12 protein-coding genes and 1 pseudogene are annotated in these 13,001 nt (G+C 65.8%); 3 read left to right on the forward strand and 10 right to left on the reverse strand.

The annotated features are described in order from the left end of the window. The first annotated feature begins 53 nt into the window (after nucleotides 1-53). A complete protein-coding gene (locus JWN03_RS43700) occupies nucleotides 54-683 on the forward strand; it encodes a YbhB/YbcL family Raf kinase inhibitor-like protein (protein ID WP_297628586.1) in 630 nt (209 codons plus the stop codon). 96 nt (nucleotides 684-779) lie between these two features. Here JWN03_RS43700 and JWN03_RS43705 read toward each other — a convergent pair whose 3' ends face one another. After that, on the reverse strand, nucleotides 780-2,402 hold the full coding sequence (locus JWN03_RS43705; protein WP_297628588.1) for a succinic semialdehyde dehydrogenase: 1,623 nt from the start codon (nucleotides 2,400-2,402) through the stop codon (nucleotides 780-782). 126 nt (nucleotides 2,403-2,528) lie between these two features. On the opposite strand from JWN03_RS43705, the gene JWN03_RS43710 reads away from it, so the two are divergent. After that, nucleotides 2,529-3,350, forward strand: a complete 822-nt coding sequence (locus JWN03_RS43710; protein WP_297628590.1) for a crotonase/enoyl-CoA hydratase family protein — start codon at nucleotides 2,529-2,531, stop codon at nucleotides 3,348-3,350. 48 nt (nucleotides 3,351-3,398) lie between these two features. Here the strand turns inward: JWN03_RS43710 and JWN03_RS43715 are convergent, their stop codons facing one another. The 9 genes from JWN03_RS43715 to JWN03_RS43755 all read right to left on the reverse strand — a co-directional run bounded on the left by JWN03_RS43715 (nucleotide 3,399) and on the right by JWN03_RS43755 (nucleotide 12,614). Beyond that, nucleotides 3,399-5,180, reverse strand: coding sequence for an ABC transporter ATP-binding protein (locus tag JWN03_RS43715; protein ID WP_297628592.1), 1,782 nt, complete (start codon nucleotides 5,178-5,180; stop codon nucleotides 3,399-3,401). Between the two features lie 207 nt (nucleotides 5,181-5,387). Continuing rightward, nucleotides 5,388-6,158: an SDR family NAD(P)-dependent oxidoreductase gene (locus JWN03_RS43720; RefSeq protein WP_297628594.1), complete on the reverse strand. Its 771-nt coding sequence runs from the start codon at nucleotides 6,156-6,158 to the stop codon at nucleotides 5,388-5,390. Further along, nucleotides 6,155-6,865, reverse strand: coding sequence for an acetoacetate decarboxylase family protein (locus tag JWN03_RS43725; protein ID WP_297628596.1), 711 nt, complete (start codon nucleotides 6,863-6,865; stop codon nucleotides 6,155-6,157). Before JWN03_RS43725 ends, JWN03_RS43720 begins: the two co-directional genes overlap by 4 nt. A gap of 96 nt (nucleotides 6,866-6,961) precedes the next feature. Further along, nucleotides 6,962-8,566 (reverse strand): acyl-CoA synthetase, encoded by a 1,605-nt coding sequence (locus JWN03_RS43730; protein WP_297628598.1) that lies wholly within the window; start codon nucleotides 8,564-8,566, stop codon nucleotides 6,962-6,964. Between the two features lie 26 nt (nucleotides 8,567-8,592). Continuing rightward, nucleotides 8,593-9,849: a hypothetical protein gene (locus JWN03_RS43735; RefSeq protein ID WP_297628600.1), complete on the reverse strand. Its 1,257-nt coding sequence runs from the start codon at nucleotides 9,847-9,849 to the stop codon at nucleotides 8,593-8,595. Next, nucleotides 9,843-10,391 carry a nuclear transport factor 2 family protein gene (locus tag JWN03_RS43740; protein ID WP_297628602.1) on the reverse strand — a complete coding sequence of 183 codons (549 nt, stop codon included), beginning with the start codon at nucleotides 10,389-10,391 and terminating at the stop codon, nucleotides 9,843-9,845. Before JWN03_RS43740 ends, JWN03_RS43735 begins: the two co-directional genes overlap by 7 nt. Nucleotides 10,392-10,401: 10 nt before the next feature. Continuing rightward, nucleotides 10,402-10,605 carry a ferredoxin gene (locus JWN03_RS43745; protein WP_297628604.1) on the reverse strand — a complete coding sequence of 68 codons (204 nt, stop codon included), beginning with the start codon at nucleotides 10,603-10,605 and terminating at the stop codon, nucleotides 10,402-10,404. Next, the gene (locus tag JWN03_RS43750; protein ID WP_297628606.1) at nucleotides 10,606-11,412 is read right to left on the reverse strand and encodes an SDR family oxidoreductase; all 807 of its coding nucleotides are present in this window, start codon (nucleotides 11,410-11,412) and stop codon (nucleotides 10,606-10,608) included. Next, nucleotides 11,412-12,614: a cytochrome P450 gene (locus JWN03_RS43755; RefSeq protein ID WP_297628608.1), complete on the reverse strand. Its 1,203-nt coding sequence runs from the start codon at nucleotides 12,612-12,614 to the stop codon at nucleotides 11,412-11,414. Before JWN03_RS43755 ends, JWN03_RS43750 begins: the two co-directional genes overlap by 1 nt. 289 nt (nucleotides 12,615-12,903) lie before the next feature. On the opposite strand from JWN03_RS43755, the pseudogene JWN03_RS43760 reads away from it, so the two are divergent. Further along, a pseudogene (locus tag JWN03_RS43760) lies at nucleotides 12,904-13,001 on the forward strand (carboxymuconolactone decarboxylase family protein); the annotation flags it as partial.

Below are 13,001 nucleotides of genomic sequence, written 5' to 3' on the forward strand. Positions count from 1 at the left end.
ATATTTCAAGATTATTGTCTCAGTTCTTGAAACACAGTTCGAGGAGGGACGCCATGAACCGCACCGCACGCACCCTGTCCATCGCCGGTGCCACGGCCGGCCTGCTGCTGGCCGCAGCCTGCGGGAACGACACCCAGCCCACTCCCGGGACCACCGCGGCCGCCCCGGCGCACCCCGCCGGCACCGTCCAGGTGCGCTCCGCGGTGCCCTCGACAGCGGCCCAGTTCACCGTGACCAGCCCGGCCGGCCCGTCCGGCGGGACGTTCCCGGCCGACGGTTTCGCCGCCGCATTCGGTTGCACCGCAGCCAATCACGCACCGAAGCTGCAGTGGTCCGGAGCTCCGGCGACGGCGAAGAGCTTCGCGGTGACCATGTTCGATCCCGATGCCCCGACCGGCGCCGGTTTCTGGCACTGGATGGAGTGGGACATCCCCGCCACCGCCACCGATTTCACCGAGGGCGGCCCGGCCGTCGCCGGAACCAATGATGCGGGTGCGACCGGCTACATGGGCGCGTGCCCGCCCAGCGGCGATAAGGCCCACAACTACCAGATCACGGTGCTGGCCCTGGATACCCCGAGCCTGGGCCTGCCCGCGACCAGCTCGCCCACGGTGGCGTCCTTCAGCATGAGCAGCCACATCATCGGCTACGGCCGCCTGACCCTGACCGCACAGCGCCCTTGATCAGTACGCCCGCAACAGCTTTCGCTGGAGCGAGCGCCGCTGACACACAAAGACCCCGGCCAGAAAATAGCCGGGGTCTTTGCGCTACAGGGGATTTCAGCCCAGGTGCAGTCGCTTCATGAGCCGCAGCGTCATGAGCGTGCTCTTGAGCTGCTTCTCGTAGGGCATACCCGAACGAGCGGCGAGGATCTGCTTCTTCTGCACACCGACATTGATGGTGTCGGTGTACTTGAGGATGCCGGCCGCACCGTGCCGGGTGCCGACACCGGAGCTCTTGACGCCGCCGGAGGGCGTGCCCTTGGCGGCATAGGTGGTGACGAAGCCGTCGTTGATATTGATGGCGCCGGATTCGATCTTGGCGGCAATGCGGCCGGCACGGTCGAAGTCCCCGGCCCAGACGCTGGCATTGAGGCCGTAGGTGGTGTCGTTGGCGAGGCGGATGGCCTCATCGTCGGTGCCGAACTTGTAGACGGCGACAACCGGGCCGAAGGTCTCCATGGTGGCGTGCGCCATGTCCTTGGTGACACCGGTGAGCACGGTCGGCTCGAAGAAGGCCGGGCCGATATCCGGCCGGGGCTTGCCGCCGGTCAGCACGGTCGCGCCCTTGTCGCGGGCTTCGTCGACGTGTGCGGCGACGCGCTGCATATGCTCGACGGAGACGAGCGAGCCCATTTCCGGGTCGAAGTCATAGGTGGCGCCCATCTTGGCGCCCAATTCCTCTGCGGCGGCGACGAATCGGCGCACGAACTCGTCGTACACCTTCTCCTGCACATAGATTCGCTCGATGTGCATGCAGGCCTGGCCGGTATTGCCGAAGACGGCGAAGCTGGCGCTGGGGATGCATTCGTCGAGGTTGACGTCGTCGAGGACGATCATCGGGTTCTTGCCGCCGAGTTCCAGCGAGCAGCCGATGAGATTGCGCCCGGACTGCTCACCGATGGTGCGACCGGTATTGGTGGACCCGGTGAACATGACGAAGTCGACATTGTCGATGAGGGTCGGGCCGACATCGGGCCCGCTACCGCAGATGACCTGCACGAGCCCGCGCGGCAGTCCCGCCTTGTGCAGCAGTTCGATCCCGAACAGCGTGCACAGCGCGGTCTTGTTGTCCGGCTTGAGAACCAGGCCGTTGCCCGCCATCAGCGCCGGGGCGGAGTCCGACATCGAGATGGCGAAGGGGAAGTTCCACGGCGCGATGACCGCGACAACACCCTTGGGCCGGTGCTCTTCGGTGGAGGTGGTGATGATCGGCATGGGCCCGCTGCGCTTCTTGGGCCGCAGCGTCTTCTCGGCGGTCTTGAGGTAGTGCGCGATGACCATGGGGGTGTCGCAGGCTTCTTCGATGGCCATGCGCCGCGCCTTGCCGCACCCGATCTGAATCAGGTCGGCAATGGTCTCGATCTCGGAGAGGATGAGCTCATGCGCGCGTTCGAAGACCTCGAGGCGCTGCTTGAGCGGGCGGCGAGCCCACTCCACCTGGGCGGCGCGGGCGATATCGACAGCGGTCTTGACGTCCTCGGGCGAGGACTGCGGCAGCTGACCGACAATATCGCCGGTGTAGACCTCGATCATCTCGTACGGTTCCCGGGCTTCGCCCGCCTTGCCCGCGGTCACCATGGCGGTGAGACGGTTGATCAGCGATTCCGTGACGCGCGGCGGCAGCTGCGCGCTGGCGCTGGTCGAAGGAGCGGAGCCGCTCTGCGTACTCGTTGTGCTCATGGCGTTCTCTCCATAACTTGCCGCCCCGTGACGGCGGTCACCATGTCTCAAACTAGAACACGTTATTGTTCATGACAACGGCGCGGGGTAGTTTCGTCCCGGAATCTGCGGAAAGAAAGGTCGGCGATGACGACAGCCACTGCTGAAACAAGTAGCAAATCCGAGCCTCATGCTCTCGTGGAGAAGCGAGGCGCGACGCTCATCGTCACCATGAACCGCCCCTCCTCCCGCAATGCGCTCACCGGCGAAATGCTGGCGATCATGACCGAGGCGTGGGAGCGCGTGGACAGCGATCCGGAGATCCGCTCCTGCATCCTCACCGGTGCGGGCGGCTCGTTCTGCGCGGGTGCGGATCTCAAGAACATGGCCAAGTCCAATCCGGGCGACAATATGACCGAGGGTAGCTCCTTCGACCCGACCCGCATGCCGGGTCTGCTCAAGGGCTACCGCCTCAGCAAGCCGCTGATCGCCGCGGTCGAGGGCCCGGCCATCGCCGGCGGTACCGAGATCCTGCAGGGCACCGATATCCGCATTGCCGGTGAGAGCGCCAAATTCGGTGTCTCCGAGGCGAAGTGGAGCCTGTTCCCGATGGGCGGCTCGGCCGTGCGTCTCCCCCGTCAGATCCCGTACACCGTGGCCGCGGAGCTGCTGCTGACCGGCCGCCACATCACCGCCGCCGAGGCGCTGAACTTCGGCCTGATCGGCCATGTGGTCCCCGACGGCACGGCGCTGGACAAGGCGCTGGAGATCGCCGAGCTGATCAACAATAACGGCCCCCTCGCCGTGCAGGCGATCCTCAAGGTCATCCGGGACACCGAGGGCATGCACGAGGAGGAGGCCTTCAAGATCGACGCGAAGGTCGGCCTGCCGGTTTTCCGCAGCCAGGATGCCAAGGAGGGCCCGCGCGCCTTCGCGGAGAAGCGCAAGCCCAACTTCCAGGGCAAGTAGCCCCATACTGCGATAGTCCGGTGCGGCCCTGCACCCACCGGATCGTCGTCAGCGGGCGATGAGCCCCTCGTCGAGGAATCCACCCGATTGATGTCGCCACAGCTGCGCGTACATCCCTTCCGCGTGCAGCAGTTGCTCGTGGGTGCCTTCCTCGACGATTCGCCCGTGATCGAGCACCACCAGCCGATCCATACCGGCCACGGTGCTCAATCGGTGCGCGACCACCAGCGCCGTACGCCCTTCCATCAATTCCCAAAGTGCTTGCTGTACAAGCTTTTCACTTTCGGAGTCGAGGGCGCTGGTGGCCTCGTCGAGCAGCAGGATCGGCGCATCGCGCAGAATGGCCCGTGCGAGCGCGACCCGCTGTCGTTGCCCGCCGGAGAGTTTCACGCCGCGCTCACCGAGCAGTGTCTCCATCCCCTGCGGTAGTGCGTCCGCGAATTCGGTGACGTGCGCGGCCTGGGCGGCGCGGCGGATATCCGCGTCGGTGGCGCCGGGTCGCGCGAACAGGATGTTCTCCCGCAGCGAGCGGTGGAACATGGCCGGATCCTGCGGCACGTACGCGAGCTGGCTGCGTAGATCGGCTTGCCGCAACCGCGAAATATCCTGTCCGCCAATGCGAATGCTGCCGTCGTTGATATCCATCAATCGCAGCAGCAGCTGGGTGAGGGTGGTTTTGCCACCACCGGACCGACCCACCAGACCCAGCTTGTGCCCACTGGGCACCTGCAGGTCCAGTCCCGCGAACAGTGGTGCGGCGCCCGCGTGCGTGAAGTGCACCCGATCGAAGTGCACGTCGGACCCCTTGGGCTGCAAGGCTTCCGGTTCCTTCGGGTCCAACACGGTGGGCGATTGCAGGAGCAGTTCGGTGAACTGCGCCGCTTCGGTGAGCGTGCTCTCCAGCCGCCGGTAGATCTGGTTGAACCGGAACATGATCGCCGTCGCGTTCCAGTAGTAGGTGAAGGCCACCATGATGGCCGAGACCGAGGCGTGCCCGCCGCGCAGCCCGAGCACGATCAGCAGCCCGGCCACATTGGCGATCACCACCAGCGGTGTCACCACGGTGTCGATCCGCAGGTTCGCATAATCCCAGGAGCGCAACGACTTCCGCCGTTGTTCGGCGACTCGCCGCTGGTGTTCGGCCGCTTCCTGCTGTTCGGCGGCGAAGGCGCGGACGACCTGCATATTGGCCAGGCTGTCGGCCACATGCCCGGAGACCAGTGCGATGGCGGCCTCGCGTTCGTCCACCCGCGCCTGCCGCCGCGCGATCAGCGGAGCGATGATCAGCCCGGTCAGCAGCAGCAGACCGAGCAGCACGGCGACCAGCAGCGGGTCGTAGCGCCACAGCACCACCGAGGCGAAGCCGAGCGGCACCACGGCGGCGAAGATCTCGAAGGCGAAGGTATCGACGAATTGCTCGAAGCGGGTGGCGAAGCTCAGTGCCCGCTTGGTGAGCGATCCGGCGAAGTTATTGTGGAAGAAGGCCGTATCCTTGGCCAGCAATTCGTCCATGGCGATGACGTACAGGCTCTCGATGCCGTAGGCGTCGATCCGGTTGAGGCAGTGTATTCCGATGCGCCACAACATTTCCGCCACGAGTATCGCCATGGCGAAGCCCAGCACGTACGGTCCCACCGTGCCGAGGCCGGAGTCACCGGTCGCGGCGACCCGTCCGATGAGCACCGCGACGAGCAGCGGTGCGACATAGTTCTGGCAGGTGGCACCCAGCGCGGGGCCCAGCATGCCGATGGCGGTCAATAGCTTTCGCCGGGCCATTTCCCGGCCGTAATAACGCAATACCAGTGTGATCGCGGGCGCGCGCGAGCTCATCCGTCCCCTCTCGAATTGGATGTTCGAGCAGTGCAGGAGAGCTATCGTGCCTCGCGGGGACGGGTTCCGGCCAGCGATTATTCGTGAGGGGATACAGCGCTAGGGCGTTGTGGAGGAGGGGTAGGCGCTGGGCAACCGTAGAGCCCCGATTGCCCAGCGCCGGGTACGGATACCGGTCGGAGCACGAGCCGGTATCCGCGCGACGGTTTAATCCGTCGGTTTGACCATGCGGCCGACTATCCGGCGCATGACGCCGGGCAGGAAGCGCCGCATGAGGTAGGTGGGGTAGGCCTGCCCGGGGAAGACGAACAGCGGGTTCTTCGGTTTGGCCAGCGCCTTCTCGAGTGCGTCGATGACGCCCTCGGGGCTCATACCGCCCTCGCCGGCGAGCACGGAGGCGTTCTCCTCCCGAACCTTGTCCAGGAAGGCGGTTTCCACCATGGGCGGGCACAGGCCGAGCAGCCGCACGCCGCTGCCCTGCAGTTCGTAGGCGAGGCTGTCGATGAATCCGATGACCGCGAATTTGGAGGCCGAGTAGCCGGCCATACCGGGTGACGGCAGCCAGCCCGCGACGGAGGCGAACAGTACGACGGTGCCGGTCCCCGCCTGCTTCATGGCCGGGATGACCGCCTGGCACAGGTTGACTGTGCCGATGTAGTTGACGTCGATCATCTTCTTGATCTGCGCCACATCATGATTCAGCGCGGAGGCGTGCACGTGGCACATTCCGGCGGCGTGCACCAGCCGGTCGATGGTGCCGAGTTCGCCGCGCACCTTCTCCACCACCGCGCGCACCTGCTCCGGATCGGAGACATCGCAGGTGTAGGTGGTCATATTCGGCGACCGCCGTGCGGTCTCGGCGAGCCCGCCGGAATCGAGGTCGACGGCGGCGACCTTCCAGCCGGCCGCGGCGAGCCGCAGCGCGACGATCTTGCCCATACCGCTCGCGGCGCCGGTGACGAGTGCGGTCTGTGTCATCGGTTCTCCCGGGTCTGCAATACCGTGGCGGCGTCGTCGAAAGTCATCGCCAGCGCGCCGATCCGGCTGGCGAACAGCGCGCCTTTGGGCAGGCCGAGAGCGCGCAGCTGGTCGGAGACCGGGTGATCGCCGAGTTCGACGCGAACACCGCCGGGCCGCCCGCGCACTCGGCTCGGTTTCATGAGCCAGGGTGTGCGCCGCAGACTGCCGTTGCGGAAGGTGTACGCGTCGATGGAGGCGCCGCCCGCACCGCCGGGCATGGGCAGCCCGTCGGCCACCCGCAGCGCGATGACGAGTTGTCCGTCGACCCGCACCTCGCAGCTGTGCCCGCCCCGGATCGGGGCGATATCGATATCGGCCATCAGTTTGGGGAAGCCCCAAATCGATTGCCCCGCTTCACAGGTGAAACTCTGGTTGACGGGCAACCAGTGGATGTAGGCCCCGGTGCTGCCCTTGTGTCCCGGCTGCCGCGCCATCAGCGAGAAGGCGAATTCGTGGTACGGCCCCAGGTCTCCGTCGACATATCGCACGAAGGCCAGCGACAGCACGGCCCGCCCGAGCACGGTGATCGGTTCCAGTCCCGCCGGGGCGAGCAGTGCACGCGCCTGCCCGGCTTCCACCAGGAAGAGCGCGGAGCTGGCATCGGCATGGCGAATCTCGACCGGCATGCGGACTTGCTCGCCGAGTACCGTATGCGCCTCCACCATGTCCAAATTAGAACAGGTTCTTGTGATATTCGCCATGGATTCGGCCAAGGTATCCCGCTGATCGGAGTCCGAAGTGGCATTCGATTTCATAACCGGTTATCGCACCTCGTGATCGGCATCGCGGGCCGCCACATAACTCTTGGCCCAGCGGTAGTCGGGTTTGCCGCTCGGGGTGCGTGACACCGTATCGACGACCCAGATGCGGCGCGGCAGTTTGTAGGCGGCGAGGTGCGCGCGCACATGCCGCTCCAGCGCCGGGAAGTCGACGGCATCGGCGGCCGAGACGATCGCGCCCACCTGCTGTCCCCAGCGCTCGTGGGCGATGCCGATGACCACGGCGTCGTACACGGATTCGTGCGCCTTGACGACGGACTCGACCTCCTCGGGGAAGACCTTCTCACCACCGGTATTGATCACCATGTTCCCGCGGCCGATGAGGGTGATGGACCCGTCCTCCTCGACGCGGGCCCGATCGTCGGTGACGACCATGCGCCGGCCGTCCACGGTGTGGAACAGCTTGTCGGTCTTGGCCTGATCCTTGTAATACCCGATCGGCACATTGCCGGTCTTGGCCAGCCAGCCCTCGGAGCCCGGCTCGACCGGGTGGCCGGTCTCGTCGACGACCACCGCGCCGCGTCCGGTATTGACCCGCGGCCCGCGGCCCGGATCATCATCCTTCTGCGCGAAACCGATACCGCCGAAACCGGTTTCGGAGGATCCGATGGATTCGCTGACCAGCGTGCTCGGAAACAGTTCCAGCAGTTCGTTCTTCACCTGCTGCGTCAGCTGCGCGGCCCCGGAGCCGATGGAGAAGAGCGAGGAGGCGTCGACCGGTGCGGCCCGGTAGGCGTCCACCAGCGGCCGGGCGATCGCATCACCGGTGATGACGAGGATATTCGGCTGCTCCCGCGCCACCACCTGCCAGATGCGGGCCGGGTCGAAGCGCGGTTCGAAGAGCACCGTATTGCCGGACCACAGCGCGGTGAAGGTCGGCATCATGGCGGCCGCGTGGATGAGCGGCGGCAGTACGAACCAGCGCAGGGGCGGGTTCTCCGCGCCGATCCGCGACTGCTGGTACTCATCGGCGACGGGTTCGCCGCTGTAGAAGTCGATGCCGCCGCCGAGGACACGCCACATGTCCTCCTGCCGCCACATGACGCCCTTGGGCAGGCCGGTGGTGCCGCCGGTGTACATGATGAAGAGGTCGTCGGGGCTGCGCGGCTCGAAATCACGTTCCGCAGTGGCATTTTCGAGCGCCGTCTCATAAGGAAGGGACTTCGTCGGCAATCCTGCGCCACCCTGATCGTCCTCCACGACCAGCGTGTGCCGCAGCTTCGGCAGCTGCGGCCGCACCTCCTCGATCAGCGGCGCGTAACAGCGATGGTGCACAACCATTTCCAGGTCGGCATTGTCGTAGACGTAGCGCAGTTCCTCGGCCTGGTACCGATAGTTGATATTGATGGGTACCGCGCGAATCTTGAAGCAGCCCAGCAGCGTTTCGAGAGTCTCGATGCTGTTGTGCATATGGAATCCGATATGAGTTCCCGGTCCGGCCCCGGCGGCAGCGAGGTGATGCGCCAGGCGATTGGCGCGTTCATCCAGTTCCCGGAAGGTGCGGCGGCGGTCGCCCTCTATGACGGCTATCCGGTCGGGCACGGCATCGGCGGAGTGTTCGTACAGGTCGGCGAAATTGCACACCATGGCGTTCGCTTTCTGGGGACAGCTGGCTACAGGACGATGAGCGGAAGCGACGCGCCCCGGTCGGTGAAGTCGAAGGCCGCACCGGTGCTGAAACGGGTGATGGCGACCTCGGAGGATTCCGGGAAAGGTGTTGCGGCAAGCCCTATCTCGACGGTCAGCGACCGGCTGTCGGCGGCCCGGACCTCCGCGTTGAAGCGCGGATTCACCCCGCGCACCAGCGCATTCAGCGGTTCCAGATGATCGGCGTCGAGCAGATCCGGCCAAGCTCCGTCGGCGAACGCGCCGCAGTCACGATCGAGTCGCAGCTCGACTGCCCGTTCCCCGCCATAGGTTTCGCTGCTGACCTCGGCTGCCACATAGGCCGCCGGATTCAGGGCGGGGTGCAGGCGCAGCACCTTCGCCAGCGCGGCAGGGTCATCGCCGAGTTTCAGTGCATTGCGCAGCCGCTCGGAGGTGAGCCCGGCAATACCGGTGAACTGCTTGCGCGCGATATCCAGTGCGCGTGCCGCACCGGTGCGCGCCGCGAGGGCGCGGCGAAATCCGAGGGTGAGCAGATGGTGTTGCAGGCACACCTCGTCTGCGATCCGAATGAGCGCCGAACGAGAGAAGTCGTCGAACCGGATGTCGTTCAGGAGCGGTCCCGAATAGTCCGCCCGCCCATCATCTTCCGTATCGATACTGCCCAGCTCCACACACGCTGCCGCGGATTCGTTCAGCACCAGCGCATCCGCGGAGGGCACAAACGGCTCATGAGTCGTATCTATGGTTACCGTCCACGCGCACACCGGTTTCCGGTCCGCCGGATGTCGCGGCGGCCGGTGCACCGGCCGCACCTGCGCATACGGATTGGTCGCCAGCGCCGTCGCATCGAAGGTCGGATCTTCGATATCGTGGCACATGCCGACCACATAGGCCTCGCCCATGGGTTCCACATCCGCGAGCGCACCGCAGTGGTCGAGGTGGAATTCTCCGTGGTCGTGATCCCGCACCCGGTAGCGGAAGTCCATGAATTGCGGTGGCGCACCGATATCGAGCTGGAAGCCCTTGAAGATGACGTCCACGCCGTCGCCGGTGATTCCCAGCGCCCGCTGCATACGCCGCGTGTACACCGGACTGGCCAGCCGCCATTCCTCGATGGCCACCTCGGTCATGCCTTCGCGGCCGAAAGCGCCTATGGCGTGCGCCATTCCGGATCGGTCGATGAGGTGCCCGCACAGCAGCAGCTCCGGCACCAGTACGGCGAGCTCGCTGCGGGACAGCGAACTGTATCTACTGTTCACCACAGCGGCGCCGGTCCCTCTCCGACCGGATACCACCCGGCGAGCGGCGCCCCCGAGACGGACCGTTCGATCCGCTTCTGCATACCGCCCGAGAGCGCCCCGTCCTGGATCATTTCCACGAAAAGCGCTGTCACATTGCCGAAGTCGAAGAAGTCGCGCTGCCAGGACCACTGGCCGTTGCCGCCGTAGCGGAACCAGCTGCCGCCGATGCCCTCCGGGCTGTACGGGCGTCCGTTCGCCCGGTGCTTCTCATTGATCTGTTTCCAGAATCCGATGACACTGCCGCTGCGCTCGTCCACCACGAATTCCTGGTACGGATAGGTCCAGCCTTCGAGGCCGAACATCTCCTGTCCGAGGGCGATATCGCGGATTTCGTCGCGCCCGACGGCCATGAATTCCTGAGTGGGTCCGTAGTTCCAGCCGTAGGTGGCATCCTCGGTGTAGAAGTCCGCCAAGGGTTTCCAGTCGCCGAGCGCCTCGCAGCGCCGGTTCTCCTGCACCCACTTGGCAATTGTGTCGTCGAGTTCGTCGCGGGACCAAGCCATGGTCGTTCCTTCAGTCTGTGGGAGTGTCTGCGCGGAGCGAGAGCGCCTGGGTGGGGCAGTAGCGGACGGCGGCGCGGGCCGCGTCCAGGTCGGCACCGGGATCGGCGCGGAGTATGTCGACCTGCCCGTGTTTGGGTACCTGGAAGAGTCCGGGGGCTTCGTCCTGACAGACGGCATGCCCTTGGCAGAGGTCGAGATCGACCACGAGGCGCATCTACTGTCCTCCTGAATCCTTTTTCGGTGCAGGGCCTTTCAGCGGCGCTTCCGGCTGCACCTCGACGAGCACCAGGTGTGCGCCGCGCGGCGTGCAGACGACCGCGACGATCGCGGCGGCGATATCGGAGGCCCGCAGGAAGTAGGAGTGCCGGGCGAAGCCCCACCTCACCCAGTCCTCCAGCAGCGGCCCGACCACCTCGGGAGTGGCCGTCATACCCATACCGGTCTGGGTCTGGCCCGGGCGCACGATGGACGAGCGCACACCGGTGCCCTCCAGCTCCATGCGCATTTGCCGGGCGAGGGCCTCGACACCCATCTTGGCGGCGTTGTACGCGCCCATACCGGGTCGCGGCCGGTCGGCGCAGTCCGAGCCGATGACGACGAAATCCCCGCGCTGCCTTGCGATCATGCCGGGCACGACCCGGTGCGCGAGGCGCTGCGCACCCACCAGATGCACCTGCACCTGCGAGTCGAACAGCTCGGGGTCAACGTCCCAGCCCTGCCCGAATTCCAGGTCGCCCGCGCCATAGACCGCGATTTCGATCGGCCCGAGCGCGTTTTCGGCGGCGACCACGAATTCATCGACGGACGCGGTATCGGAGACGTCGAGGCGATAGGCGAACGCCTCGCCCCCGTCGGCGCGAATCTTCTCGGCCAGGGTCTCGCAGATCTCCACGCGCCGAGCGCCCAGGGCCACCGGAAATCCCAGTTCTGACAGTGCAATCGCGGTGGCGGCCCCGATGCCCGAAGAAGCGCCGGCAATGAGAACCGGCCGCCGGGCGGGATGTGGTGCGAAGCGTGGCATTACCGAACCTCCACTGTCACCGGCAGTTTCGCGAAGCCGCGCACATTCACCGAATGCACCCGCTCGCTGCCCGCCTCCAATCCGTAGGAGCGCACCCGATCGGTGAACTCCCGCAGCACGATTCCGGCTTCCAGCCGCGCCAGGTGCGCGCCCAGGCAGAAGTGCACGCCGCGCCCGAAGCTGATCAGCCCGCCCTTGTCGGCCCGCTCGATGTCGTAGCGATCCGGATCGTGGAAGGCGGCGGTATCGCGATTGGCGGATCCGATGAGCAGCAGCACCTTCGAGCCCTGCGGAATGGTCTGCCCGTAGTACTCCAGATCCTCGGCCGCGGTGCGCGCCAGGATCTGGCTGGACGCGTCGTAGCGCAGCGTCTCCTCCACCCAGTCGCCGATCAGATCGGGATGGTCGGCCGCCTTGGCGTACTGCTCGGGGTTCACACCGGCCCAGTACAGGGCATTGCCCAGCAGTTTTGTGGTGGTCTCGTTCCCGGCGACCACCATGAGGAACATGAATCCGATGATCTCCTGATCGGTGAGCCGATCACCGTCGGCCTCGGCCTCCAGGAGCGCGGAGGTCAGATCGTCGGCGGGCTGTTTGCGGCGGGCGGCGACCATATCGGTGTAGTAGCCGAACAGGCTCAGTGCCGCCTCCATGGCGGGGACGGGCACATCGAGCACGCCCTCCTCCCGATGCAGCAGCAGGTCTGCGAGCCTGCGCAATTCGGCGCGGTCGGGATCGGGCACACCGAGCAGTTCGGAGATGACGTCCATGGGCAGTTTGCCCGCGACATCGTCGATCCAGTCGAAACTCCCGCTCGCCAGCGCGGGTTCGAGGTGCTGCAGCGTGATCTCGCGAATGCGATCGCTCATCTCGGTCACGCGGCGCGGGGTGAAGCCCTGGTAGACGAGTTTGCGCAGGCGCAGATGCCGCGGATCGTCCATGGCCAGGAAGGACATGGTGTGGTGTGCGTGCGGCCCCCAGGCGGCCGGATCCAGCGATACCCCGTTGGCGCTGGAGAGCCGCACATTGTCGCGGAATCCGGCGGCCACATCGGCATGCCGGGAGAGCGTCCAGAAGTCCAGCCCCGGATTGTGATACACCGGCGCTTCGGTGCGCAGCCGCTGGTAGACGGGGTACGGATCCTCGTGGATGCCGTAGTCGTAGGGGTCGAACAGCAGCGGCTCGAGGGAGGCTGCGGTCATCGTCTCTGCACCTCGTATTCCATAACACGTTCGCCGACTCCGGCGGACGCCGTGCGGTCATCAGTACAACTGACTGGACACGTGTCTGCACGGTACTAGCGCGGCGGGCTGCTGGCAACGGATCGACGAATCGAACCTGAGAAACAGTCTCCCAAACTGAAACATGTTCTTGCGCGTTTCCGAGCTCCGAACTTATAGTCCGTACACGTGTCCGGACAGCATGGGAACAGCCGTTGAGGTCCCGATTTCCGCGGTCCGCAATCGACTCGACAGTGAAGGCAGGGCTCTCATGACCGACGAGCGCAGAGAACGCGGACTGAAGAAGATGAGCGAGGTGTACGGCTGGGAGTTCCAGGACGGCCCGGGCGAGCACTTCGCGGTCACCGC

It is taken from the genome of Nocardia sp. (genome assembly GCF_025465275.1).
Lineage (GTDB): Bacteria > Actinomycetota > Actinomycetes > Mycobacteriales > Mycobacteriaceae > Nocardia.

What these genes read in the sequence shown, in the direction of transcription:
- JWN03_RS43700 (WP_297628586.1), top strand. Translation starts at nt 54, where the DNA reads ATGAACCGCACCGCACGCACCCTGTCCATCGCCGGTGCCACGGCCGGC.
- JWN03_RS43705 (WP_297628588.1), bottom strand. Translation starts at nt 2,402, where the DNA reads ATGAGCACAACGAGTACGCAGAGCGGCTCCGCTCCTTCGACCAGCGCC.
- JWN03_RS43710 (WP_297628590.1), top strand. Translation starts at nt 2,529, where the DNA reads ATGACGACAGCCACTGCTGAAACAAGTAGCAAATCCGAGCCTCATGCT.
- JWN03_RS43715 (WP_297628592.1), bottom strand. Translation starts at nt 5,180, where the DNA reads ATGAGCTCGCGCGCGCCCGCGATCACACTGGTATTGCGTTATTACGGC.
- JWN03_RS43720 (WP_297628594.1), bottom strand. Translation starts at nt 6,158, where the DNA reads ATGACACAGACCGCACTCGTCACCGGCGCCGCGAGCGGTATGGGCAAG.
- JWN03_RS43725 (WP_297628596.1), bottom strand. Translation starts at nt 6,865, where the DNA reads ATGGTGGAGGCGCATACGGTACTCGGCGAGCAAGTCCGCATGCCGGTC.
- JWN03_RS43730 (WP_297628598.1), bottom strand. Translation starts at nt 8,566, where the DNA reads ATGGTGTGCAATTTCGCCGACCTGTACGAACACTCCGCCGATGCCGTG.
- JWN03_RS43740 (WP_297628602.1), bottom strand. Translation starts at nt 10,391, where the DNA reads ATGGCTTGGTCCCGCGACGAACTCGACGACACAATTGCCAAGTGGGTG.
- JWN03_RS43745 (WP_297628604.1), bottom strand. Translation starts at nt 10,605, where the DNA reads ATGCGCCTCGTGGTCGATCTCGACCTCTGCCAAGGGCATGCCGTCTGT.
- JWN03_RS43750 (WP_297628606.1), bottom strand. Translation starts at nt 11,412, where the DNA reads ATGCCACGCTTCGCACCACATCCCGCCCGGCGGCCGGTTCTCATTGCC.
- JWN03_RS43755 (WP_297628608.1), bottom strand. Translation starts at nt 12,614, where the DNA reads ATGACCGCAGCCTCCCTCGAGCCGCTGCTGTTCGACCCCTACGACTAC.